Source organism: Spirochaetota bacterium, assembly GCA_038043445.1.
Taxonomy (GTDB): domain Bacteria; phylum Spirochaetota; class Brachyspiria; order Brachyspirales; family JACRPF01; genus JBBTBY01.
Genome location: JBBTBY010000071.1, coordinates 2,399 through 24,304, shown reverse-complemented (window position 1 = coordinate 24,304; position 21,906 = coordinate 2,399). Strand labels below are relative to the sequence as shown.

General features: G+C 55.4%; 20 protein-coding genes. 15 read left to right on the top strand and 5 right to left on the bottom strand.

Annotated features, from left to right (window positions below):
- From AABZ39_11140 to AABZ39_11095, 10 genes are all read left to right on the top strand, one after another.
- A partial coding sequence (locus AABZ39_11140; GenBank protein ID MEK6795326.1) for a hypothetical protein occupies positions 1 to 1,024 on the top strand: 1,024 nt, incomplete at its 5' end.
- Positions 1,021 to 2,862: a hypothetical protein gene (locus AABZ39_11135; GenBank protein ID MEK6795325.1), complete on the top strand. Its 1,842-nt coding sequence runs from the start codon at positions 1,021 to 1,023 to the stop codon at positions 2,860 to 2,862. The genes AABZ39_11140 and AABZ39_11135, both read left to right, overlap by 4 nt.
- Before the next feature lie 123 nt (positions 2,863 to 2,985).
- A complete protein-coding gene (locus AABZ39_11130) occupies positions 2,986 to 3,783 on the top strand; it encodes a DeoR/GlpR family DNA-binding transcription regulator (protein MEK6795324.1) in 798 nt (265 codons plus the stop codon).
- A gap of 1 nt (position 3,784) precedes the next feature.
- Positions 3,785 to 4,708: a PfkB family carbohydrate kinase gene (locus AABZ39_11125; GenBank protein ID MEK6795323.1), complete on the top strand. Its 924-nt coding sequence runs from the start codon at positions 3,785 to 3,787 to the stop codon at positions 4,706 to 4,708.
- Complete coding sequence (locus AABZ39_11120; GenBank protein MEK6795322.1) at positions 4,701 to 6,044, top strand: hypothetical protein; 1,344 nt, start codon at positions 4,701 to 4,703, stop codon at positions 6,042 to 6,044. Before AABZ39_11125 ends, AABZ39_11120 begins: the two co-directional genes overlap by 8 nt.
- 17 nt (positions 6,045 to 6,061) lie before the next feature.
- Positions 6,062 to 6,841 carry a 5-deoxy-glucuronate isomerase gene (iolB, locus tag AABZ39_11115; protein MEK6795321.1) on the top strand — a complete coding sequence of 260 codons (780 nt, stop codon included), beginning with the start codon at positions 6,062 to 6,064 and terminating at the stop codon, positions 6,839 to 6,841.
- 17 nt (positions 6,842 to 6,858) lie between these two features.
- Positions 6,859 to 8,355: a xylulokinase gene (gene xylB, locus AABZ39_11110; GenBank protein ID MEK6795320.1), complete on the top strand. Its 1,497-nt coding sequence runs from the start codon at positions 6,859 to 6,861 to the stop codon at positions 8,353 to 8,355.
- On the top strand, positions 8,352 to 9,791 hold the full coding sequence (locus AABZ39_11105; protein ID MEK6795319.1) for an FAD-binding oxidoreductase: 1,440 nt from the start codon (positions 8,352 to 8,354) through the stop codon (positions 9,789 to 9,791). Before xylB ends, AABZ39_11105 begins: the two co-directional genes overlap by 4 nt.
- A gap of 1 nt (position 9,792) precedes the next feature.
- Positions 9,793 to 10,899, top strand: a complete 1,107-nt coding sequence (locus tag AABZ39_11100; GenBank protein MEK6795318.1) for a (Fe-S)-binding protein — start codon at positions 9,793 to 9,795, stop codon at positions 10,897 to 10,899.
- 22 nt (positions 10,900 to 10,921) lie between these two features.
- Positions 10,922 to 11,752: a class II fructose-bisphosphate aldolase gene (locus tag AABZ39_11095; protein MEK6795317.1), complete on the top strand. Its 831-nt coding sequence runs from the start codon at positions 10,922 to 10,924 to the stop codon at positions 11,750 to 11,752.
- 48 nt (positions 11,753 to 11,800) lie between these two features.
- On the opposite strand, the gene AABZ39_11090 is transcribed toward AABZ39_11095, so the two are convergent.
- On the bottom strand, positions 11,801 to 13,294 hold the full coding sequence (locus AABZ39_11090) for an alpha-glucosidase/alpha-galactosidase (GenBank protein MEK6795316.1): 1,494 nt from the start codon (positions 13,292 to 13,294) through the stop codon (positions 11,801 to 11,803).
- A gap of 107 nt (positions 13,295 to 13,401) precedes the next feature.
- Between AABZ39_11090 and AABZ39_11085 the strand changes: the two genes are divergently transcribed.
- From AABZ39_11085 to AABZ39_11075, 3 genes are all read left to right on the top strand, one after another.
- Positions 13,402 to 14,262 carry an AraC family transcriptional regulator gene (locus AABZ39_11085; protein ID MEK6795315.1) on the top strand — a complete coding sequence of 287 codons (861 nt, stop codon included), beginning with the start codon at positions 13,402 to 13,404 and terminating at the stop codon, positions 14,260 to 14,262.
- Positions 14,263 to 14,325: 63 nt separating this feature from the next.
- Positions 14,326 to 14,832 (top strand): DUF4870 domain-containing protein, encoded by a 507-nt coding sequence (locus AABZ39_11080; GenBank protein MEK6795314.1) that lies wholly within the window; start codon positions 14,326 to 14,328, stop codon positions 14,830 to 14,832.
- A gap of 24 nt (positions 14,833 to 14,856) precedes the next feature.
- A complete protein-coding gene (locus AABZ39_11075) occupies positions 14,857 to 15,486 on the top strand; it encodes an adenylate/guanylate cyclase domain-containing protein (protein ID MEK6795313.1) in 630 nt (209 codons plus the stop codon).
- A gap of 4 nt (positions 15,487 to 15,490) precedes the next feature.
- Here AABZ39_11075 and carA read toward each other — a convergent pair whose 3' ends face one another.
- The 4 genes from carA to AABZ39_11055 all read right to left on the bottom strand — a co-directional run bounded on the left by carA (position 15,491) and on the right by AABZ39_11055 (position 20,089).
- Complete coding sequence (gene carA / locus AABZ39_11070) at positions 15,491 to 16,570, bottom strand: glutamine-hydrolyzing carbamoyl-phosphate synthase small subunit (protein MEK6795312.1); 1,080 nt, start codon at positions 16,568 to 16,570, stop codon at positions 15,491 to 15,493.
- Between the two features lie 87 nt (positions 16,571 to 16,657).
- Positions 16,658 to 17,617, bottom strand: a complete 960-nt coding sequence (locus AABZ39_11065; protein MEK6795311.1) for a hypothetical protein — start codon at positions 17,615 to 17,617, stop codon at positions 16,658 to 16,660.
- The gene (locus AABZ39_11060; GenBank protein ID MEK6795310.1) at positions 17,614 to 19,029 is read right to left on the bottom strand and encodes a hypothetical protein; all 1,416 of its coding nucleotides are present in this window, start codon (positions 19,027 to 19,029) and stop codon (positions 17,614 to 17,616) included. The genes AABZ39_11065 and AABZ39_11060 overlap by 4 nt, the downstream gene beginning before the upstream one ends.
- 100 nt (positions 19,030 to 19,129) lie before the next feature.
- A complete protein-coding gene (locus AABZ39_11055; protein ID MEK6795309.1) occupies positions 19,130 to 20,089 on the bottom strand; it encodes an AEC family transporter in 960 nt (319 codons plus the stop codon).
- A gap of 236 nt (positions 20,090 to 20,325) precedes the next feature.
- Here AABZ39_11055 and AABZ39_11050 point away from each other — a divergent pair, with 236 nt between their 5' ends.
- Entirely contained in the window at positions 20,326 to 21,642 is a 1,317-nt protein-coding gene (locus AABZ39_11050; protein ID MEK6795308.1) for an MFS transporter, read from the top strand.
- Positions 21,639 to 21,906: hypothetical protein (locus AABZ39_11045; GenBank protein MEK6795307.1), on the top strand; the 268-nt coding region annotated here is incomplete at its 3' end. The genes AABZ39_11050 and AABZ39_11045, both read left to right, overlap by 4 nt.

Below are 21,906 nucleotides of genomic sequence, written 5' to 3'. Positions count from 1 at the left end.
TTTGGAAAGCGCGCTTGTGCGCTGGCTGAAAGAGATCGGCGGCCAGGATATGAGTGGCGATAGTATTATTTGTGAAACTGACGGATGCAGGCTTATCCGTACAACACTTGCTGCGATTTCTGCCGATACGAACGTAAAGGTGCTCTCGGACGCAGCCGAGCGCGAAGCTCGAATCTACCATGCCGGCGGGGCGGTGACGTATTTCGCACGCGAAGCGCTTATCGATATTTTCACCGACACAACCGAGCGTTCACCTACATTCATGCTGCCGCCGTTCCGCAGAATGGATGATAGCGTATCACCGCGTCCGTGGTCATTCGTCAAGCATGCCGATCGTTCATCACGCGAGGCGTGGCTCGATGTGTTCGGCCGTGAGCCTCGCTGTCTTGCATGGAACGCGGAAGACTACGAACGCATGGGCGCACCGGAGCGCGCACGTCCGCTCCCGCGAATAGGCAGGGAAGACCTCATGCAGTTCATGATAGGATATGAGGATGATGCATCGCGGCATGAACATGCTACAGATACGGCGGTATCGGTGTTGTTGGCGAGAGAAGTATCCGATCTGCAAAGAACAAGGGGTCATGACCCCTTGTTCTTTGCATACGAGAGCATGCTCCCCCCGCTTGCCGATTTTTCTAACCGATATACTATCATCATCGGTGACGGTGCCGATGACGATGTATCGTCGGATGTCATCCGGCTGCGTATCCCGCTCGCGTCATCGCCGCTTCGATTGAGCGAACACATCGCAGTGAAGCTTGTCATGAACACGATATCGACGGCGGCGATGGGGCTTCTTGGTCGTGTTGAAGGGAATTGGATGATACATGTGGACACATCGAATAAGAAACTTATCGACCGCGGTACACGTCTTGTTGCGGAGCTTGCTTGTCTTTCGTACGACGACGCCTGCCGCGAGCTTTTTATCTCTCGTGCTGAGATCGCCCGCGATGCCTCATTGCGAATATCACCGGTAGCAATGACGCTTGATAGAGTGAACAAAAGCGGGGTGCAAAAATGAACACCAAAGAATTCGCCTATCGCTCTTTCTGGCCGGAATTCGAAGCGATGCGCCGATTCAAGGATGCCGGCGTGAACACGGTCTGCATCTTTGCCGCGAACACGGACAACTCGCTCGGCAAACCATATTGCAAATATCCGCCCGTCTGGCGCTGGTTCGGCAAATACGATTTTGATTCTCTTGACAAGCAGTACGATGACGTACTCGCAGTGAACCCCGATGCCGAGTTCATCTGCATGATAGACCTCAATACGCCGAAATGGCTCGAACGCCAGCTGACCATCGCCGGTCACAGCATGGAGTGTGAGAGCTATTCCATGCTGAGTTCCGCGTGCGCGAATCCCGCATGGCGCAAGGCCACCGGTGATTATCTTGAAGCGGTGGTCAAGCATATGGAATCGCGCTATGGCGACCGTGTGAAGTCGTATCTGCTTGCGTGCGGTATGACCGATGAGTGGATGGATTACAGCGGAGGCAGCGCAGGGCGCACCAAGACCGAAGCATGGAAGAAATGGCTTGCGACACACGGCAGAAAGGATGTGCCGGTACCCGCGTATGTACGCCTTGACCGCGCCGAGTTCGAGAACTTTATCCGCGACCCGAAGACAGAACAGGATATAATCGATTACGCGCAGTTCACCGGCGATATCATTGTCGATACGGTGCTTGAGTTCGCTGCAAAGATGCGAAGGCTCGCACCGGAACGGCAGATAGGTATGTTCTTCGGATATATCCTCGAGCTTGCACACTCACGTCTGGTGTGGTCCGGTCATTTGGAATATGAGCGGCTCTATACATCGCCCGACATCGATTTTTTCATCAGCCCCGGCACGTATCAGGACAGGCCCATGGGCGGCGGCAGCGGCTTCATGGTGCCCAACGGTACACGCGTGCTCAACGGCAAGGGGTTCCTCCATGAGATAGATCATCGCACGCCGACGTATAACTGTGCGCTCGATGAATACGTATCGATAGCGTGGATGGTGCCGTGGAAAGATCAGGCTGAGACCGATGCTGGATTAAAACGCGAATTCGCGCTGGCTGCGATCAACCAAACATCGCTCTGGTGTTTCGATATGTGGGGCGGGGTGTTCAAAACGCCGGAGACCATGCGTGTAGTCGAGCAGAGCAGGAAGCTTTGGGAGCAGTGTACATCCGCCCCCGTGAAAAGTCGCGCCGAGGTTGCGCTCGTGGTCGATCCCGAAAGCACACGGCATCTCAATGATAAACACGCCGACATTCAAGAGGTATATACGAAGATACGAAATAAGCTCAACCGCCTCGGTGCTCCGTTCGAGGTTTTTTCGTTCAATGATCTGCCGAATGCAGACCTTTCTTCGTATAAGTTCTTTATCTTCCCGGGGTTGTTCGTGGTAACGCCGGAGAAACGCAAGCTGCTTGAAAAGTACGTGTTCAACAATGACCGCTCGGCGCTTTTCGTCTATGCGCCTGCCATTTGCGACGGTAAGAGCATCGATACTGCTCGAGTGAAGAACGTGACCGGCACTGCGTTCAAGACGCCCGGCATCAGTACGGTAAAGCAGAAGGGCTGGACGGCTGTGTATGCGCCGGGTTACCGCGATGTCACTCCGCAGATGCTGAAGAAGACAGCAATTGATGCGGGTGTGACGATCTATTGTTCGGATGCTGTTCCCGTGTACGCGAACGATCGCTTCGTTGCAGTACATATGGCAGAGGGCGGTGAGAAGACAATCACGCTGCCATGTGAGTGCAAACAAGTGAAGGAACTTTACACCGGACAGGTTATCAATATTTCGGGCCGATGTTTCACCTATGCGTTCAAGTCGCCTGATACAGCGCTCTTCGAATTGAGCTGAGAACGCGGTGCCAGTGACTGAAACGATGTGCGTCCGCGAATATTCTGTATTTTCTTGATATTCATGGGAGATCGGTGCGCTTGACTTATTGATAAATATTGATATATTATGATATATATTGATATGAAATCAAAACGAACAAATACAAGAAATCCCGAGGAAAGAAGGGCGAATCTGCTTCTGGCGCTGCAGCGGGAGCGCTATCACAGCGTTGCGGGACTGCAAAAGAAGACCGGCATACCGATAGCGACGCTGCATCGCGACCTCGACATGCTCATGAAGCACGGGCATATACGGAAAACCTACGGCGGCGTAGAAATGCTTCCCCGCGGCGTCGTCCGCGAATACGACAAACGTATCGCCATTGCCGTCGAGCAGAAAAAGGCCATCGGGAATAAAGCCGTGCCGCTCGTGAAAGCGGGGGATACGATATTCGTCGATGCATCGTCCACCGTGTATTATTTCTGCTCATTGCTCATGGAAGCCCCGCCCGAGAACATCACGATAATCACCAATGCGGTGCATCTGCCCGCGCAATTCGCGGGGAACGACTCGCCGATACGGATGATAAGCACCGGCGGGACGATCGACCGCGAGATACAGGCATGCTCCGGCGGTGCGGCCGTTTCATCCATCCGCAATCATACGATAAACAAAGCGTTCATTTCTGCGGCGGGGTTCTCGCTCTCCGCCGGCATATCCACCGCGACAGAATCTCTCCACCAGCTGATAACCGTTGCGCTCGCATCGGCATCGGAACGATACTGCCTCGTCGACAGCAGCAAGTACGGCAAGGAACTGCTCTACCGTATCGCGGGGTTATCCGACTTCGCCGCTGTCATCACCGATGACGGCATCGCACCCGACGTTCGTGCACAGGCGCGTGAAAAAGGTGTTACGCTTCTTACGGCGGGGGTATGATATGATCACCGGTCTCGGTTACTCTGGATGGGATTATATCGGTCTCGTACCGTATATCCCCCATGACGATAAAGTGCGCATTGAAAAAAGCCTTGAGCAGGGGGGCGGGCCGGCCGCAACGGCCATCGTCGCTGCTGCGCGGCTGGGCGTGAAGACCGCGTTCATCGGCATCTGCGGCGATGATGATCGGGGCGATATGATCGTGCGCGAGTTGAAAAAAGAGCGCGTCACTACCGCCGGCGTGATACGCCATCGCGGTGCGATGTCTCCGGCAGCGTTCTGCTGGGTCGAGCAGAAGACGGGAAAGCGCAGCGTAGCGTGGACACTCGGCACGGTGCGGCCCCTTCGCACGGGCGATGTCGATGTCTCATTGATACATCGATCGACCATACTCCATCTCGACGGTCATCATATCGATGCAGCGATACACGCAGCGAAGATCGCCCGAAAAGCCGGTGTGACTGTCTCTATCGATGCGGGGACCATGGTCGCCGGTATCGATTCACTCTTGCCGCTGTGTGATATCATCATCGCATCGGAAGCGTTCGCGGAGCGGTATTGCGGACAGAAAGACCCCACGCGTGCGATAGGTAAACTTCTCAAACTGAAACCGCGGATATGCGCCGTAACGCTCGGCTCACGCGGTGTGCTGTGGTGTGAGAACGGTGTGTACGGCCGTCAGGCATCGTTCTCCGTTCCTGTTGTCGACACTACCGGTGCCGGTGATGTGTTCCACGGCGCATTCGCTGCCTCCATTGCAAAGAAAATGTCGACCGCGGAAGGCATGCGTTTCGCAGCAGCAACAGCGGCACTGAAGTGTAGGGCTCTCGGTGGAAGAACGGGTATACCGACGGATAGCATGGTCATGAAATATTTGAACACGGGGCTGAAGCCCCGTGCAGCAAGGAAGAAAAGCAATGCATAACATCACTATCGGCTATCTCCCCGTAGCGAAAGCAAGCTGGCTCGACGATAAGGTCCGTAATGCGCATCGGCAGTCGCGTGATGTAGTCGCGAAACTATCGGCGCGCATTGTCACCCCCGATGCCATCGTCATTACGGAAGAGGACGCGGTACATGCGATAGAGCTTTTCAGCCGCGAGCGCGTGGATGCGGTGATAGTACAGTTCATCACGTTCTCGCTCGGGAGCGTTCTCCCGATGCTCGTCAATGATTGTGATGTACCGGTAATACTCTGGTCCATGCCGGAGCCGCCGTTCAACGGGGACCGCATACAGCGCAATTCATTCTGCGCCGCGAACATGAATGCGCACACGCTCTGGCGCATGGATAAACGGTATCGCCACGTGCATGCCGATATGGATGATGCGTTCCCGATGCTCGATCGCGAATGCCGAACGATAGGCGCAGCCAGGACGATACAGCATATGAAAATTGGCCTCGTCGGCTATCGCGTTCCGGGCTTTTATACTTCGACGTTCGATGAACTCGCGCTGCGTAGAGCGTTCGGTGTCGAGATACATCATATCGATCTCTATGAGATAACGCACATGGCCGATGCGATCGGCAAAGACAAACTTGCTTCTGCGATCGCAGCCGTGAAAGCAATGGGTGACTCTGCCGCGATAACGCCGCTTGAAACGGAAAAAGCGGCGCGGCTTTTTCAGGCGTTCAGGGATGCCGCGGTAAAATACCGGCTTACATCGTTCGCCGTGAAATGCTGGCCCGAGTTCGGAGATCTCTACGGCATCGGCGTATGTGCCGTTCTCGGCATGCTCACCAGCGACGGTCTTGACGCTGCGTGCGAGGGCGATGTTCACGGCGCGATAGCGATGCAGCTCGGCGCGTTGTTGAGCGGAAAGCCGTCGTTTTACGCGGATTTCATCTCGTTCGATGAGAAGAAGAATGAGGGCGTGTTCTGGCATTGCGGTGCGGCGCCTTCCTGCCATTGTGCGGCGAACGTGAAAGCGAAGCTCGCGAAACATTCGGTGATGGACGGCGGCAATGTGAAAGGCGTGGTAAGCGATTTTCCCATGAAGCAGGGTATGGTCACGATATGCCAGCTTGCCGCAGATAAACCTTCAGGATATCGGATGCTTATCGCGCAGTGTGAAGGCCTGCCGACAACACAGCTCATCAAGGGTAATCCGCTCGCGGTACGTTTCAAGGATGTGAGCAGTTTCGCTGCCTCGGTGATAGAGAACGGATTCGGTCATCATTATGTTCTCATGTATGGCGATATACGCTCGGAATTACGCGGATGGTGCTTATTGAACGGCGTACGGCTGGTGGAAATATGATACAAGGGAGCGGAACAATGAATATCATACGATCATATCAGCCTGCGAATGGATATATTCCCGTAGCAGCGGTCGGGGAACTTGCCGAGATCGGTTTCGGCATGCTGAGCCTCATGCGCGGCATGTCGCAATCATTCGAAACGAAGGAGCGCGAATACGCCTTCATCGTGCTGTCGGGGACATGCTCGATAACCGGGGATGCATCGTTTAGCAATGTCGGCGAGCGCCCCGATGTATTCAGCGCCAATGCGCATACGGTGTATATACCCCGCTCAGCGACCGTGGCAGTGACGGCAAAAAGTGATGTTGCAATCGCCGTCGCAACAGCCCCGGCAGAGAAGAAGTTCGATGCACGGCATATCACCCCGGCGATGGTCAAATCGAAGACTATCGGCCGCGATAATTGGCAGCGTACCGCCCGCATCATGCTCGATGAAACCATCGAAGCGGAACGCCTTTTTATCGGCGAGGCGATAGTCCCCTCAGGAAATTGGGCGAGCTTCCCGCCGCATCGGCATGACTTTGACAATCTTCCCGTCGAAGTTGATATGGAAGAATTATACTTTTTCAAATTCACCCGCGATACCGGATTCGGCTATCAGCGCGTGTACAACGACGCACGAACTATCGATACCGTCGCTCTTGTTAGGGATAATGACGCGGCGCTCATACCGGAGGGTTATCATCCCGTTTCCAATGCCCCCGGCGCGGACATGTACTATCTCTGGATAATGTCGGGCAGGAACCGCCGTTTTCTATCTGTTATCGATGAACGATATCAATGGATGATGAAGTAAATCGTATGGATCTTCTTATGGGAATAGACCTCGGCACCGGAAGCTGCAAAGTGACGGTGATCGACGAACGCGGTACGCTCATAGCGGAAGCATCAGGTGAATATCCGACATCGCATCCGCAACCGGGTTATGCCGAACAGGACCCGAACGATTGGTGGCACGTCGTATGCGATATACTCAAACGCATGAAGGCCGAAGCGACATGGGAAGTCGGCGATATCGCCGCTGTCGCGCTTGACGGCTCCACGCATAATGCCGTGCTCCTGGATAAGAACAATGCGGTCATACGCCCCGTCATCATGTGGACGGATCAGCGAAGCGCTGCCGAAGCGAAAGAGCTTCAAGCAGCACACGGCAAGGAGATATTACGCATCGGATGGCAGATGCCGACGCCGACATGGACGCTTCCCCAGTTGGCATGGCTGAACAGACATGAGCCCGATACGCTCGCGAGGACGGCGCATATCCTCTTCGTGAAAGATCATGTTCGCTATCGCATGACCGGTGTTGCGGCTACCGATCATATCGAAGCAGCGGGGACGCTTTTTTTTGATATGGAAAAACGCGCCTGGTCAAGGGAGCTCTGCGATCTGATCGGGCTTCCGCTTTCTGTGCTTCCGGAAATAGTACAGCCGACTGACCGCGTCGGTGTCATTACCGCAGAGGCGTCGCGTGAAACAGGGCTTCGCGAGGGTACGCCTGTCATCGCAGGTGCATCCGATTCCGCCGTTGAAGCGTATGCCGCAGGTGCTCTCGATGACGGGCAGGCTGTAATAAAGATAGCCACCGCCGGCAATGTGAACGTCATGACATCGAAGCCGCACCCGCATGAAAAGACGCTTACGTATCCGCATATCATCCCGGGGCGATGGTATACGGTCACCGCGACGAATGCCGCCGGGGTATCGAAACGTTGGCTGCGCGATGTGCTTTCCGGGTCGGATGAACTATCGTATGCCGATATGGATACAGCCGCTCTCGCATCGTCCATCGGGGCCAACGGCGTGCAATTTCATCCATACCTGAGCGGCGAGCGTTCACCGTATTGGGATGCTGACCTGCGTGCGAGTTTTACCGGATTGTCCATGGCGAACGGCCGCGGCGATATCATACGTTCACTCATGGAAGGCGTGGCTTTTTCTCTCCGCGATTGTTCCCGCGTCATCGATACCATGGGGCTTGCTCTCAATGAGATACGCTTCATCGGCGGCGGTGCGAAAAGCGAACTATGGCGCACCATCGTTGCCGATGTGTTCGGGAGAACGCTCTTTGTCCCCGCGATGAGCGATGCCTCGTTCGGTGCGGCGCTCCTTGCCGGCGTCGGTGTCGGCATATTCCCCACAGCACGCGATGCCATCGCGCGATGCGGAAAGATCGGCGCGGAAATAAACCCGTCGAAGGATGCGCATGAACGATACGGTAGCCTTTTCGAACGTTATCTGAAAGTACACGACGCCCTGGCGCCTGTATATACGGCGAATGCCGCTTTGCCTGCAAATAAGGAGGGAGCATGAACGCTCACATGAATTATCGCTTCGCCATGCTTGTGTCCGAACTTGAGGATGCCGTAGGACAGGAGCACGTATCCCTGAAAACAGCGGATAAGGTCGCATACGCGACGGATTATTACTGGGTGCCGGAGATGTGGCATGATTGCGGGGCGGAAAATCCAACGCCGGATATCATCGTGCATCCCGGTACAACGGAAGAAGTATCGAAGGTGTTGAGGATAGCGAATACGCATCGCATTCCCGTTATTCCGTGGGGCGGCGGTTCCGGCTCGCAGGGCGGCGCCGTGCCCATGTACGGCGGCATTACCATCGATATGAAGCGTATGGATAAAATCATATCCATCGATGAGTTGTCGCTTACCGTTACTGTGGAAACGGGCATCAACACACAGCAGCTTGAGTGGGCGCTTGAACAGAAGGGTTATTCGATGATGCATTTTCCCGGATCGATAAACTGTGCGACGCTCGGCGGATTTCTCGCTCATCGCGGTACGGGCGTGCTCTCGACGAAATACGGGAAGATAGAGGATATGACGATCACGCTTGAGGCGGTTCTGCCTGACGGCACTATCATCAATACGCTGCCGGTGCCGCGACATGCCTCCGGGCCTGACATCGCACAGCTTCTCATCGGCTCGGAAGGAACGCTCGGTATCATGACGAAGGCGACGATGAAGATACATCGCATACCCGAAGCGCGGCGTTTTCATGCGTTCCTCTTCAAGGACATGACGAGTGCCATGGCGGCCGGGAGAAATATCATGCTCTCACGTCTGCGTCCGGCGGTGATACGCATGTACGACGAAGCTGAGACGAAAAAGCTCATCAAACGTGTGCTCAATATCGACCGTACCGGCGCGTATCTTGTGTTCGGTTTTGACGGCTACCGCGATATCGTCGATCTTGAAATGCAAAAAGCGATCGCGATATGCCGCAAAGGCAGTCCCGAGGACCTCGGTGAAGAGCTCGGCGAGGAATGGTGGAAGAATAAATACAAATTCTTCTATCCGCCGTATATGTTCCATTTACCGCAGGCGTTCGGCACGCTCGATACAGTGGCGACATTCGCCAACATCGAGAAAGTTTATTGGGCGATGAAACGTACCGTGGAAGAGAATTTCCCAGAGGCGACGTACATCGGCCACTTCTCGCATTGGTATGAATGGGGCTGTATGCTCTACGCGCGCTTCATCATCGAAGAGCCGCCGGCTGATCCGATGGAAGCGACACGGCTTTACAATAAGATATGGAACATGGCGCTGCGTGCGGCGATGAAGGAGGGCGGCGTGTTGAACGAGCATCACGGCATCGGCCTTAAGCTCGGACGGCTCATGCCGGAACTCTACGGCAGCGCGTTTCGCGTGCTCACTGATATCAAAAAAGCCCTCGATCCGAACAACATCATGAATCCCGGTAAAATGGGATTCCCGGGGAGATAATATGTACCGAAAAGAAACTATCGAGACGGTGAAGGCGTGCCGGTTCTGCTTCATGTGCCGTCACGTATGCACCATCGGCAATGTGACGAGAAGCGAGTCGAACACGCCGCGCGGATTTGGCCTTCTCACCGACAAGAGCATCATGAGGCCGGATGCGTTCACGGATAAAAATTTCATCGATACGATGTATGAGTGCACGCTCTGCTCCGCCTGCCGCTCACATTGTGTTAGCTCATACGATGTTCCCGGCTTCGTCCGTGCCGCGCGTGCGGAAATAGTCGCCGCGGGCAACGCCCCGGACAGCGTGCGTGCACTGGCAAAACGCATCATAGATACGGGCAATGTGTTCGGCGAAAAGACATCGCGCTTCGCAAAGATTCCGTCGCTGAAAAGAGCATCCCGTGCCGATGTACTTCTCTATATCGGTTCGTATGCGGCGTATCGTGTGCCAGAGATGGCCGAGGCGGCGATCAAGATATTCAACGCGGCGAAAATATCATTCGCTGTCATTGAAGACGAAATAGATACCGGCAAGGCGCTGTACAATCTCGGTTCTATCGATGAGGCCAAGACCGCGGCAAAGCATATCGTACAGGCGATACGCGACAGCGGCGCAAAGACCGTGGTGACGCTCTGCCCGAGCGATTATGATGCGCTCAAGAACGATTATCCCGCATTCGGGCTCTCCCTCGGGGAAGTCGCCGTCGAACACAGTTCGAATTTCTATCAGCGGCTTCTGAAAGAGAAAAAGATATCGATAAAAAAACGGCGTACTGAAAAACTTGTCTTCATCGACAGTGACTACTTGAGCAAGTATAACGAGAACGGTGCCGATGCGCGAGCGATAGCCTCTGCCATTGGAGACATCGTCGAAGTGGGTACGAATCGCGAGGAGTCGTATGCGGCGCTCGAAGGCGGTGTTGTATATCAGCTCATACAGCCAAAGCTCGGCACACGCGTCATCGAGTGCGCAGCATCGAAGATAGCAGAGGCGGGAAAGGGAATCGTCGTCACTGCAAGTCCGATCAGCTTTGTAACACTCTCGGGGGCGAAGGATATCGGACCGATAACTGCTATCGATACGCTGCTCGCACAGGCGATATCCTGATGCGCTGCAAACGGAGTACAACATGCCGCTTGTGACACTTGATGAGATACTGCGCGACACCCGTTCCCAGAAGCGGGCCGTCTCTGCGTTCAATGTGGCCAATTATGAAAGCACACGCGCTGTCGTCGAGGGCGCCGAGTCGATGCGATCGCCGGTGATCATACAGGTGTATAATCGATTGTTCGAAGATACTACCGGCGAGGATATCGCCGCGATGGCGCGGGTTATGGCAGAACGAAGCCCCGTGGATATTGCACTGCATCTCGACCATGCGAAAAAACGCGAACATATCGAATGTGCGATACGCGCAGGATACACCTCGGTAATGATAGATGCATCCGATCTTCCCATCGATGATAATATCCGGATCACGAAAGACATCGTAGGAATCGCTCATGCGGCAGGTGTTTCCGTCGAGGCCGAGCTCGGGCATGTGCCGTTCGGGAATACGAAGGCGAACGCATCATTGTATACCGATCCGCGCGATGCCTTGCGCTTTGTGAAGGAGACCGGCATCGATGCGCTTGCGGTGGCCATCGGAACCGCGCACGGAAAATACGCCGAAACACCGAAGCTCGATCTTGATCGACTGCAAGAGATAGCGGATGCAGTATCCATTCCGCTTGTGCTTCACGGAGGCTCCGGTACACCGGACGATGCGGTATGCAAAGCGATATCGCTCGGCATCGGCAAGATAAATATCGCCACCGATTTTCAGGAAGTGTTCCGCACGGCGCTCCCGAGAGCGCTTGCGGAAAATCCGACGAAGCCGATAGACCTCTTCATGAAGCCCGTCGTTGCGGCGATGGCGGAATTCGTGAAAGCGAAGATCGTGACATACAGTAAAAAATAATATCCCTGCAGCCTCAATTGGCGTACAGGGATATTTCCATGCGTATTTTTACTTTGCTTTCGCTAAGCGCATTTCCTCGACGCTTTTCGTATGAAGCCGCACCGCACCGCGGTATCCTTCCTTCACCGGCAGACGTTCATCGGTGAGGCGGCGGCGTTTCGCTTCCTTGATCGCTTTCTCGTACTGCGGGAGCCACTTCTCGCCGGCAACAAGCATGTCGTCGGTCATCTGCCATATCTCCGGCGGATTGCACACAGCACCAGTGAGCGGGTCCATCATCATCGCTTGACGGAGAAGATTGTCGTCGCCCGTGACCGCAGCGATCACCGACATGCGCTGCACCGAAATGCTCGCTGTGCATACAGCAGCCGCGCCGAGCGGGAGATCCCCAACGCGCGGTATATTCATGCCATTCCTGTCCACATAACCCGGCACTTCGACGATGGCGTCGTTCGGAAGGTTCGTGATGGTGCCGCTGTTCACCACATTGAAGTGACCGCGGTAGACACGCCCTGTCTCAAGGCCTTCGATGATGTATGAGCCGTGCTCTATCGAGCGTTTTTCCGGAACGAACATCGTCGCTTCTTCCGCAAGGAGCTTCGGGAATTCCGTATCGAACCAATTGCGGTTCTCCGTACATACGCGCAGGTACCCGCCCGTTTCGCCGTTGATCCACGCGCTCGTGTCTATCCACTTTTCGATCTCATCCGGCCGCTTGCGGTACCACGGGAGATATTCGCTGAGATGCCCGTTCGATTCGGTCGAGTAGTAGCCGAATCGGCGGAGCATATCGATCCGAACTTTTTCTGTGTTCTTATACGTCGGATGGTTCTCGAACCCTTCCAGAAGATGCGGCAGCATATCCATGCCGCGCCATTTCGCCTGAATATACCAGGTCTGATGATTGATCCCCGCGCAGATGATATCGACGTCCTTCTTCGTCACCTTTTCGTCTTCAGCTATTTTCCCATGACGTTTCGCCCATACTTCAATCACCTGCGCAAGCTGCTCATGCCCCCCCTGCACACCGTGACAGAGTCCCACGCATTTCACACCGCCGAAGACATTGGCAGCCCATGTCATTTGTGCATTGGGATTCGCATAGTTGAGAAGCAGCACATCCGGCCGTGATAATTCCTTAATATCCTTGCAGAACGAGAGCATCGCCGCGATGCCGCGCTGACCGTACATGATGCCGCCCGCGCAGAGCGTATCCCCCACGCATTGATCGACGCCGTATTGGAGCGGTATCTCCACGTCGGTGGCGAAGGCTTCCACGCCCCCGACACGAACCGTAACAATGACGTATTTCGCGTCCTTGACCGCTTCACGCCGGTCGAGCGTCTTCGTGAGTTTCACGGGAAGCTTGTTCGCCGCGATGTCGCGTTGACATATCTTATACACCATATCGAGGTTCTGTTCGTTGATATCGGTGAATGCCACCTCACAATCACTGAATTCGGGTACCGTTAAAAGGTCCCCGAGAAGACGGCGGGTAAATCCGAGGCTTCCTGCACCGATGAATGCGATCTTGAACGACATGGTTGACTCCTTTACATAGCGTGATGTCGGCACTATAATACGAATACCCTGAAAACAGGTAAATATCACGATTGTGCGAAGTATAGCACTTTTGTGCGGAGGTTCCCGTGCCGCTTTCCCGGCTAAAACGCATAGGCACCGGTTCACACGGCATTGCTGTCGAACGCGATATGCCGCTCCATGCTATGGTCACGAGCGTGGGCTACAGCATCGTGAGCGAACGATCCTACGATTGGTACGGGCTCAAACGCGGCACGTCGGAATTCGTCCTGTTCCAGTACACCATTCGCGGCGAGGGGCGTCTTCGGTATGAGCGCACGGATCGCTCAGCCGTTCCCGGTACGGCGCTGCTCCTTACGTTCCCGCATGACAATCGCTATTGGCTGCCGGCGTCCTCGAGGGAATGGGAATTCATCTACCTCTGTCTCAACGGAAGCACTATCGTATCGCTCTGGAAAGAGATGATACGCCGCTATGGGGCATTGGTGACGCTGCCCCCCGATGCGCTCGCTCTTTCGGCGGCCGTTTCGGTGTATGAAAAGGCGAAGGACGGCGCCATCGCCTCCGCATTCGACGCGTCGCGGCTTGCGTATGCGTTCGCCATGGACCTTCTCGCCGATCTTTCGCCGCATGCATCGCGCACGGATAGACCGAAATGGTTCGTCCGCGTTGACCGGCATCTTAAGGCGAATTTCGCCGAGCCCAATCCCGTCGATGCGATCGCCCGCCTCAGCGGGTACAGCCGGCACCACTTTACACGCTTGTTCGAGAAAGAGACCGGCGTGAGCCCGCTCGCGTATCTCCTGAAGATACGGATAAGCCAGGCGGCGGAGCTTTTAAAGACATCAGCGCTCCCGGTCCGCGAGATCGGGATACGTACGGGTTTTACCGATGCGAACTATTTCAGCCGCGCGTTCAGGAGATATTTCGGCATGTCGCCGGGGGACTATCGGCGGTCGGGGATGTGAACTTGCTTTTTTCATTCCCGCCGGTACAATGGCATATCGATATCGTTCAAAGCGAGGGAACCCATGCCGAAAAAAAACAATGCCGCAGCGATCGTACTGCCGCAGCCCCATGAGATAAGCGACAGCGATAAGGACGATGCCATGGGGGCATACCTCATGACGTTCGCATCATGGGGTGTCGGTCTCCCGCTGCCGATGATCGGTCTTATCATTGAGATAGTCTATCATCTTCTCAACGCGAAAAAATCGCCGTTCATCGCCTTCCATTCGCTTCAGTCGCTGCTCATGGAGATCCCCGTCTCGATAGCGAATGCGGCCGTGTTCGTCTGGCTCATTCTCTGTGTCGCATCGGTAACGCCGTGGCATTATTCCCTGGCGCTCGTTGCCATTGCGACCGCGCTCCTGAACCTGGTGTTCATCATCTGCTCGGTCATAGGATGTGTCCGCGCCCGAAAAGGCCTCTTCTACTATTTTCCCATCACCGGACGCATCGCGTTCAACCGCTATTTCGTGAACCCGAGAAAACGGGCGGAAAAGAAACTTACGAACGCCCCGCCGGCAGGGCTTTAGTCTACAGCGGAAGAGGGGGAGGGCATGGCCACACGACGGACCGTATTCTCAAGCGCATCGGAAGACAGGCTTGAGAACCTTATTACCGAACGGCTTAAGCCGGGGGCGAATAAGGAGCTCATCGACAAGCGCATCTGGGACCTTTTCGGCGAGGAATGGTGCATCATGTTCACCGATCTCTCGGGTTTTTCCCGCGGTGTCGCAAAATTCGGCATCATCCATTTCCTGCAGACGATATCCGAGTCCGAGCGCATACTCGTCCCTATCATCGAAGAGAATGACGGCATCCTTCTCAAGGTCGAGGGGGACAGCTTTCTCGTCATTTTCCGCAATGTCATAAAAGCGCTTCAATGCGCGTTGTCCATGCAGCGCATACTGATGATATACAATCAGAATAAAGCGGACGTGGAGAAGGTGCTTCTGTGCGTCGGCCTGGGCTTCGGGAAGGTGCTTAAGATCGGCGATGCCGATGTGTACGGCGCGGAAGTGAACGCAGCGAGCAAGCTCGGAGAGGATACGGCGAAGGCGGGCGAGATACTCGTTACCGATGCGGTGAGAACACACGCGCTCGACATGAAAGATATTTCGTTCGCTGAGATAGAGGATTCACCGCCCGGGGCGGACACCGCGTATCGCGTGATCTATCGGCTTTAAGCGGTCATTGTTTCATTGATGCGACAAAATCATCGAAGAGGTAGCGGCTGTCATGCGGGCCGGGCGCGCTCTCGGGGTGATACTGCACCGAGAATACCGGGAGCTTGTTGTGGCGCATGCCTTCGTTCGTCCTGTCGTTCAGGTTCATATGCGTATATTCGGCCACCGATCTTATAGAATCGAAGTCCACGGCGAACCCGTGGTTCTGTGCTGTTATCTCCGTGCGGCCGCTCGCCATATGCTTCACCGGCTGATTGCCGCCGCGATGGCCGAACTTGAGCTTGTAGGTCTTTCCGCCGAACGCAAGCCCGAGCATCTGATGGCCGAGGCATATCCCGAATATCGGCTTATACTCCATGAGCGCGCGGATATTGTCGATGACACCCTCGACACCGGCCGGGTCGCCGGGTCCGTTGGAGAGGAATACGCCGTCCGGGGCGAACGATCGTATTTCCTCCGCCGATGTTTTTGCGGGGAACACACGCACATGGCAGCCGTGTGATCCGAGCAGCCGCAATATGTTCGTCTTTATCCCGAAGTCATACGCGGCGATGCGATAGCGTTTTCCCTCGGGCTTGTTGAAATCGTAGGGCTTCGCTGTCGATACAAGGGCGACGAGGTCTTTCCCCAGATGCGACTGGCTCGCTTTCGCCTTATCGACGACATCGTCGGGGTTCTTGTCCACGGTGCTTATGTACGCTTTCATGGCGCCCTTGTCCCGTACATGACGTGTCAGCATCCGCGTATCGATGTTCTCAAGCGCGCAGATACGGTTCTTCACGAGATAGTCGCCGAGACTTTCTGTCGCTTCATGGTTGGAATATATCTTGGAATATTCCTTCACGATAAAGCCGCTTACCTGCACCTTTGAGGATTCCACATCGACGGGATTGACCCCGTAATTGCCGATAAGCGGGTACGTCATGGCGACGATCTGCCAGGTGTAGGAGGGGTCGGTGAGTATCTCCTGATAGCCGCTCATGCTGGTGTTGAACACTATTTCGCCGAAGGATTCCCCTTCATAGCCGAAAGATATCCCCGGGAATACTGTTCCGTCCTCAAGCGCAAGATAACCGGTTTTCATCGCATCATTCCTTAGTACAGATGGTCGAGCATATGATATAAAAAAAGCGAGGACACTACGTCCTCGCTTTGAGCTGCCATGGGGATATCATTTCCCCCCGCCGGTGGCGGGTGTCGTCGTGGTTGCCGCTTTCGAAGTGTCGCCGGATTTTCCCGCGGACTCGATGGTCCTCTCCTCGGTTTTCCCGTAGTTGAGGCCGAGTTTGTCGAAGAACGGCTGATAACGTGTTTTGAAGCGCTCCGTCGTAGGATTGATCACGACCGCATATTCCTTAACAAGGTGCATGAGCTTATAGTCTTTCTTCTGCGCATCGCCCTTGTTGCGCAGTTCAGTGATATCCCAGAGATTATCGAACATATTGTTGACATAGTAGCGGCGCATGACGATGTCAGCACCGTTCTGCTCGGCGAAATTAAAATTCATGCCTGCAAGGTACGTCAGTATCATGATCACTTCATTCTCGTCCGTCACAAGCTTGTTCTCGAGAAGGAAGTTGAAGTCCTTCCACGCCCGCTTCATCGAGACCTGCGTGCCGTAGAAGAGGTTAAGTATGCCGTCGTACATATAGAGGCGGTACTCTATGGTGCGCACATCGTTGGAGCGGTTCCCGTCGACAAGGAGTGACGGCTTTACATACGCGAACACGGCGAACGCCTTGTCAAGCTGATCGATACCAAGGCGGATGTTCGGGGATATCTCCATGGTCCGGTGCACGATGCGGTAATAGTCCATGGAGGAGGCGAACTCATCGAGTTTAAGGCCGGGATGGTTGAGCTTGTATTCATCGATGGTGCGCTGCGCCTTGATGAGCACGCGCACGAGGTAGTCGTTCTGCACTTCGTCAAGAAGTTTCTTTATCGTTTCGAAATCCTTCTCGTCCTTCGCACTGTCCGTGGAGCGGAGAAAAGGGAACGTGGGTGCGTATTGATTGAGATCGTTTATCACATTCGTTGCGGGTTTATCGGCGGATGACGATCTGTTCGTCGCCTGACCGAATACGATGGGCGCAGCTGCCAGCGCGAGGATAAGGACGATGAAGCGTTTCATGATCTTACTCCTTGACGAATGTCCGATCGGCGTAACCAGAGCCAGATGAGCGCGATGACCCGTACTGCAAGGAACCGTTCGCTGATATTCGACGTACGTGCCTTCTTGATATGCCCGTCAAGCTCTTCGGCGAAAAGTATAAGGCTTTCCGTGGAAATGTCAAGGAATAACGGGCCGATGGACGCTTCGATGGCGGCGGCCGCTTCCGGTGCAAGCCCGCCCTCGCGCGAGCGCACGATATCCGCTGTCGTACGCATAAGATCCGCAAGGAATTCCGCGACTGGGAAATCCCCTTTTGTCTCCGCAAGTATGCCGGCGACCACGGCACGATCATCGGCTTTCGCTGCGGCCATGAGCTTCGCGGCATACCCGTCGGCGTTCCCGGCGCGTTCGTCCTTCTTCACCCGCATAGCGGTGCGCATGGAGCCCGACACCCGCAGGGACGCTCTCTCTGCATCGGCAGCAGGATATCCGAATGACTTCTCAAGTATGGAAGATACCGTTTTACTCGCCAAGGGCCTGAACTCAAGCTGCATGGTGCGCGATGAGAGCGGCCCGCGTACCGATGCGGGGATCTCATCCAGATGCGACGAAATGAGGATGAAAAGGTTCCCCGGCGGCGGTTCTTCCAAAGTGTGGAGGAAGACGTTTGCGCATGTGGATTCCATGCGGTCAATACCCTCGATGATGACGATGCGCCTCCCTGAACTCGGCTTTCTCTCAACGCGCGATATGAGCGTGCGTATCGTATCGATCGGTATCGTCGTATGCGATATGTTATGGTAGAGTGCGCTTAATGCGGTGAAAAGATCGGGTGACGAGAACGATTTTTTGCCCGCGCCGTGGCTTTTTGCCGTTTCCGCTGCGGCCGCTGTTTCTTCGCGGTATATGCCCGTGAGCGCCATCATACGGTCGGGCGAGATCCGCGAGAGCGTACCGGCTGCCGCGAGATAGGCCGATTCCATGGCGAGCGCGCGATTGCGGTCCGACTTCGCGCCGATCATGAATTCCCTGGGGAGGGATGCCGGATAATTCTCATACGGCGGAAGCAGCCTGTTCTCCACGCGGGAGAGCACGTTGCGGGCGGACGATATGAACGCGCGGTAAAGCGCGGGCGATGGCGCGGCGCAATAGCGTTCGTAGAAGAACCGTGCATTTTCCGCGCGATCATCGGTGGCGACAACGAGCACATCCGGATGCCGGTATTCATTGATGCGCACGCAGGAAGGGCAGGCATCGCAGTATGCGCCGTCGGCTTTTTCGCAGAAGAGCGCCTTGGCGAAATTAAGCGCGCTCTCGAATTTGCCGATGCCGTCGGGTCCATGAAAGAGATACGCGTGATGCAGTCTGTCCGCGGCATTGACGCCGTAGAGTATCTTTAGAGGAACGCTTTGTCCGTACACTTTCGCCACAGATGAACTCCGTAAAACGGATTCTACGGCAACGGAGAAAATTGTCAAACAGGAGAGATACCCGCACAATAGAGAGCAAGGGGTTTCAACCCCTTGTTCTCTAACCGAAGAACCTTTGTATCGCCGTCATGAACACCGCTATCGTCGCTATACCGAAGAGATGCGTGAACACCGCCGCCTCCGCAGCACGCCGGGCGCTCGCGCCGAAGCGTATCGAGAGCGATATTGAATTGATGCTCACCGGCATGATGCCGACAAGCACGAAGATGAGCGTGATCTCGCGTGACACGCCGAGCGCGCGAAGGCCCAACGCCGCGGCGAAGAGCACAAGCGGTATGACGGCAAGGCGCATCACGCCGAGGACGATGTTCCAGGTGTCGAACCTAAGCGACTTGAACCCGAGCTTGTATATCTCCACGCCCGCGATTATCATCGCCACTGCCATTGTGGGCTTGCCGATCGTGTCGAAGACGAGGAAGAGGAATTTGTTGAACGCGGGCGGCGTATGCATCTTCACGTCGGAAAGTGCGATGATGATACCGACGGCCGTCGCGATGAGCCCCGTCGGCACGATGCCCTTGAGGTTTTCGCGGAGGTTCATGCTCCCGCGAAGCGCGCTCACGCCGATGGTCCATATCGCGAGTATGAAACCGAGATTGTGGATGAAGAGGAGCGCCGGCCCCTTGCCGGGCATCATCGTCGATATGAACGCGAGCGGGAAATAGACGAAATTGTTTATCGCGCTGTCGTAGATGAATATCCCGCGCTCCTTGCCGGAGAAGCGGAAGAGCCGCACCGTGACAAGCCCGACGAGCACGCCGACGGCGGCGGTCGCGAAGGCGAGCACCGGGAGGAGCGCATTGGCGATGATGTCCGCACGCGTGAGCTGCGAGGCTATCGAGGAGAGTATCGTCGCCGGCCAGAAAATATCCACAAGGAGACGGCTGATGACGCGCACGCCCTCATCGGTTATCAGTTTAAAATGCGCGGCGATGATGCCGACAGAGACGAGCAGGACAAGGTATGCGAGTTTTTCAAGTACGATAAGTATCGCGTCCATCACTGCTCCTCGATGCGGTATGTCATGATATAGTCATCCATGATGTAACCGTTGCGAGCGAACGTATGAGCGGGATATCAGCTTCATTCGCGGTACGGAAGGTGAGTGCAGCGTCCATCGGAGGATTATAGTCCCGCGTGCGGTCTTGTCAAATCGGAAAATGCCGCCGCGGGAATATCGATATCCTGCTTGAAAAAAAAAACATCCGTGGTACACTCCGGGCCTGAGGTGATTATATGAAACGCGGGATACGATCGAAAGCGATACCCTTGACCGTCATCATGCTCGGTCTGGTGAGCCTTTTCACCGACGCCGCCACGGAGATGATATATCCGCTCATTCCCATCTTCGTCGCAACGCTTGGTTCCGGCGCGCTCATACTCGGCATCATCGAGGGCGTGGCGGAAACGACGGCGTCGCTCTTAAAGCTCGCAAGCGGTGTCATATCGGATGCCATCGGCAAGCGAAAGCTCCTCGTGCTCATCGGCTACGGCATATCATCGATAGTCCGTCCGCTCACGGCGATAGTGACCGGTGCCTGGCAGATAGTCTTTGTGCGCATGGCGGACCGTGTGGGCAAAGGGATACGCACCGCGCCGCGCGATGCGCTCATCGCTTCTTCCGTCGACGCCTCGATACGCGGAAAGTCATATGGATTCCATCGAGCCATGGACCATACCGGCGCCGTGATAGGGCCGTTCCTCGCCATTCTCACGCTCTTTATCGTCTTTGTCATCATCGGCGTTAATGATGTTGTTACCGGACTACGCATCACGTTCGCCGCCGCCATCATACCGGGCGCGCTTGCCGTCGGCGTGATAATCTTCTTCGTCAAGGAAGCGAAACCCGCGCAGGGTACCGGGAAGATAGACCTCTCACCCAAGGGCTTGTCGCCGAATTTCTTCCGGTATCTTGCCGTCGCGCTCCTTTTCACGCTCGGTAATTCATCCGATGCATTCCTCCTCTTCCGCGTAGAAGAGGCCATGCGTGAAAGCGGCGCGCTCATTTCCATCGTGCAGACGATACCGCCGCTGGCGGCCATTGTCAATAAATTCGGCGACGCGGCGACGCAGGCGAAGGTCGTCACCATACTTTTTCTTCCGATCATCTGGGCTTTTTTCCATATCATAAAAGTGATATTCGCGACACCGCTCGGTGCGCTCTCCGACCGCATCGGCCGCCGCACGGTGATAGTCGCAGGCTGGGCGATATACGCCGCCGTATACATCGCTTTCGGCCTCCTCGATTCGTTCTCGCCGACCATGCAGCTTATCATGACATTCGTCCTCTTCGCCGTATACGCGCTCTTCTATTCATTCACCGAGGGAACGGAAAAAGCCTTCGTCGCTGACCTTGTCCCTGAGAAGCGCCGCGCGAGCGCGTTCGGGCTTTACCATTTCGCCGTCGGCATCGGTGCGCTCCCGGCGAGCATCATATTCGGGGCGCTCTATGCATCACTCGGAGCACGCTTCGCTTTCAGTTTCGGCGCACTGCTCGCACTTGCCGCCATGGCGCTCATGCTCGGTATCGTTCGCGAAGGAAAGAAACGGTGAACAACAATACCCGGCACTACATAGCGCTTACACAGATAGAGAACGTCGGTATGGCTCGCATCGGCCGGCTTCTGTCCGAGTTCGGCAGCATAGAGGCGGTATTCGCCGCTTCCGGTCATGATGTCGCGCATTTTCTTTCCGCTTCGTTCGGAAAACGCGTCGGGGCATTTGATCGTGAAAAGGTCCTCGACCGCGCGGATGCGATCATCGAGGATGCGAATGCGCGCGGAATAGCCATTGTCACCATCGATGATGGGCATTATC

What these genes read in the sequence shown, in the direction of transcription:
- AABZ39_11095 (MEK6795317.1), top strand. Translation starts at nt 10,922, where the DNA reads ATGCCGCTTGTGACACTTGATGAGATACTGCGCGACACCCGTTCCCAG.
- AABZ39_11065 (MEK6795311.1), bottom strand. Translation starts at nt 17,617, where the DNA reads ATGAAACGCTTCATCGTCCTTATCCTCGCGCTGGCAGCTGCGCCCATC.
- AABZ39_11120 (MEK6795322.1), top strand. Translation starts at nt 4,701, where the DNA reads ATGCATAACATCACTATCGGCTATCTCCCCGTAGCGAAAGCAAGCTGG.
- AABZ39_11090 (MEK6795316.1), bottom strand. Translation starts at nt 13,294, where the DNA reads ATGTCGTTCAAGATCGCATTCATCGGTGCAGGAAGCCTCGGATTTACC.
- xylB (MEK6795320.1), top strand. Translation starts at nt 6,859, where the DNA reads ATGGGAATAGACCTCGGCACCGGAAGCTGCAAAGTGACGGTGATCGAC.
- AABZ39_11135 (MEK6795325.1), top strand. Translation starts at nt 1,021, where the DNA reads ATGAACACCAAAGAATTCGCCTATCGCTCTTTCTGGCCGGAATTCGAA.
- AABZ39_11130 (MEK6795324.1), top strand. Translation starts at nt 2,986, where the DNA reads ATGAAATCAAAACGAACAAATACAAGAAATCCCGAGGAAAGAAGGGCG.
- AABZ39_11055 (MEK6795309.1), bottom strand. Translation starts at nt 20,089, where the DNA reads ATGGACGCGATACTTATCGTACTTGAAAAACTCGCATACCTTGTCCTG.
- AABZ39_11050 (MEK6795308.1), top strand. Translation starts at nt 20,326, where the DNA reads ATGAAACGCGGGATACGATCGAAAGCGATACCCTTGACCGTCATCATG.
- AABZ39_11125 (MEK6795323.1), top strand. Translation starts at nt 3,785, where the DNA reads ATGATCACCGGTCTCGGTTACTCTGGATGGGATTATATCGGTCTCGTA.
- AABZ39_11080 (MEK6795314.1), top strand. Translation starts at nt 14,326, where the DNA reads ATGCCGAAAAAAAACAATGCCGCAGCGATCGTACTGCCGCAGCCCCAT.
- AABZ39_11105 (MEK6795319.1), top strand. Translation starts at nt 8,352, where the DNA reads ATGAACGCTCACATGAATTATCGCTTCGCCATGCTTGTGTCCGAACTT.
- AABZ39_11100 (MEK6795318.1), top strand. Translation starts at nt 9,793, where the DNA reads ATGTACCGAAAAGAAACTATCGAGACGGTGAAGGCGTGCCGGTTCTGC.
- AABZ39_11075 (MEK6795313.1), top strand. Translation starts at nt 14,857, where the DNA reads ATGGCCACACGACGGACCGTATTCTCAAGCGCATCGGAAGACAGGCTT.
- iolB (MEK6795321.1), top strand. Translation starts at nt 6,062, where the DNA reads ATGAATATCATACGATCATATCAGCCTGCGAATGGATATATTCCCGTA.
- carA (MEK6795312.1), bottom strand. Translation starts at nt 16,570, where the DNA reads ATGAAAACCGGTTATCTTGCGCTTGAGGACGGAACAGTATTCCCGGGG.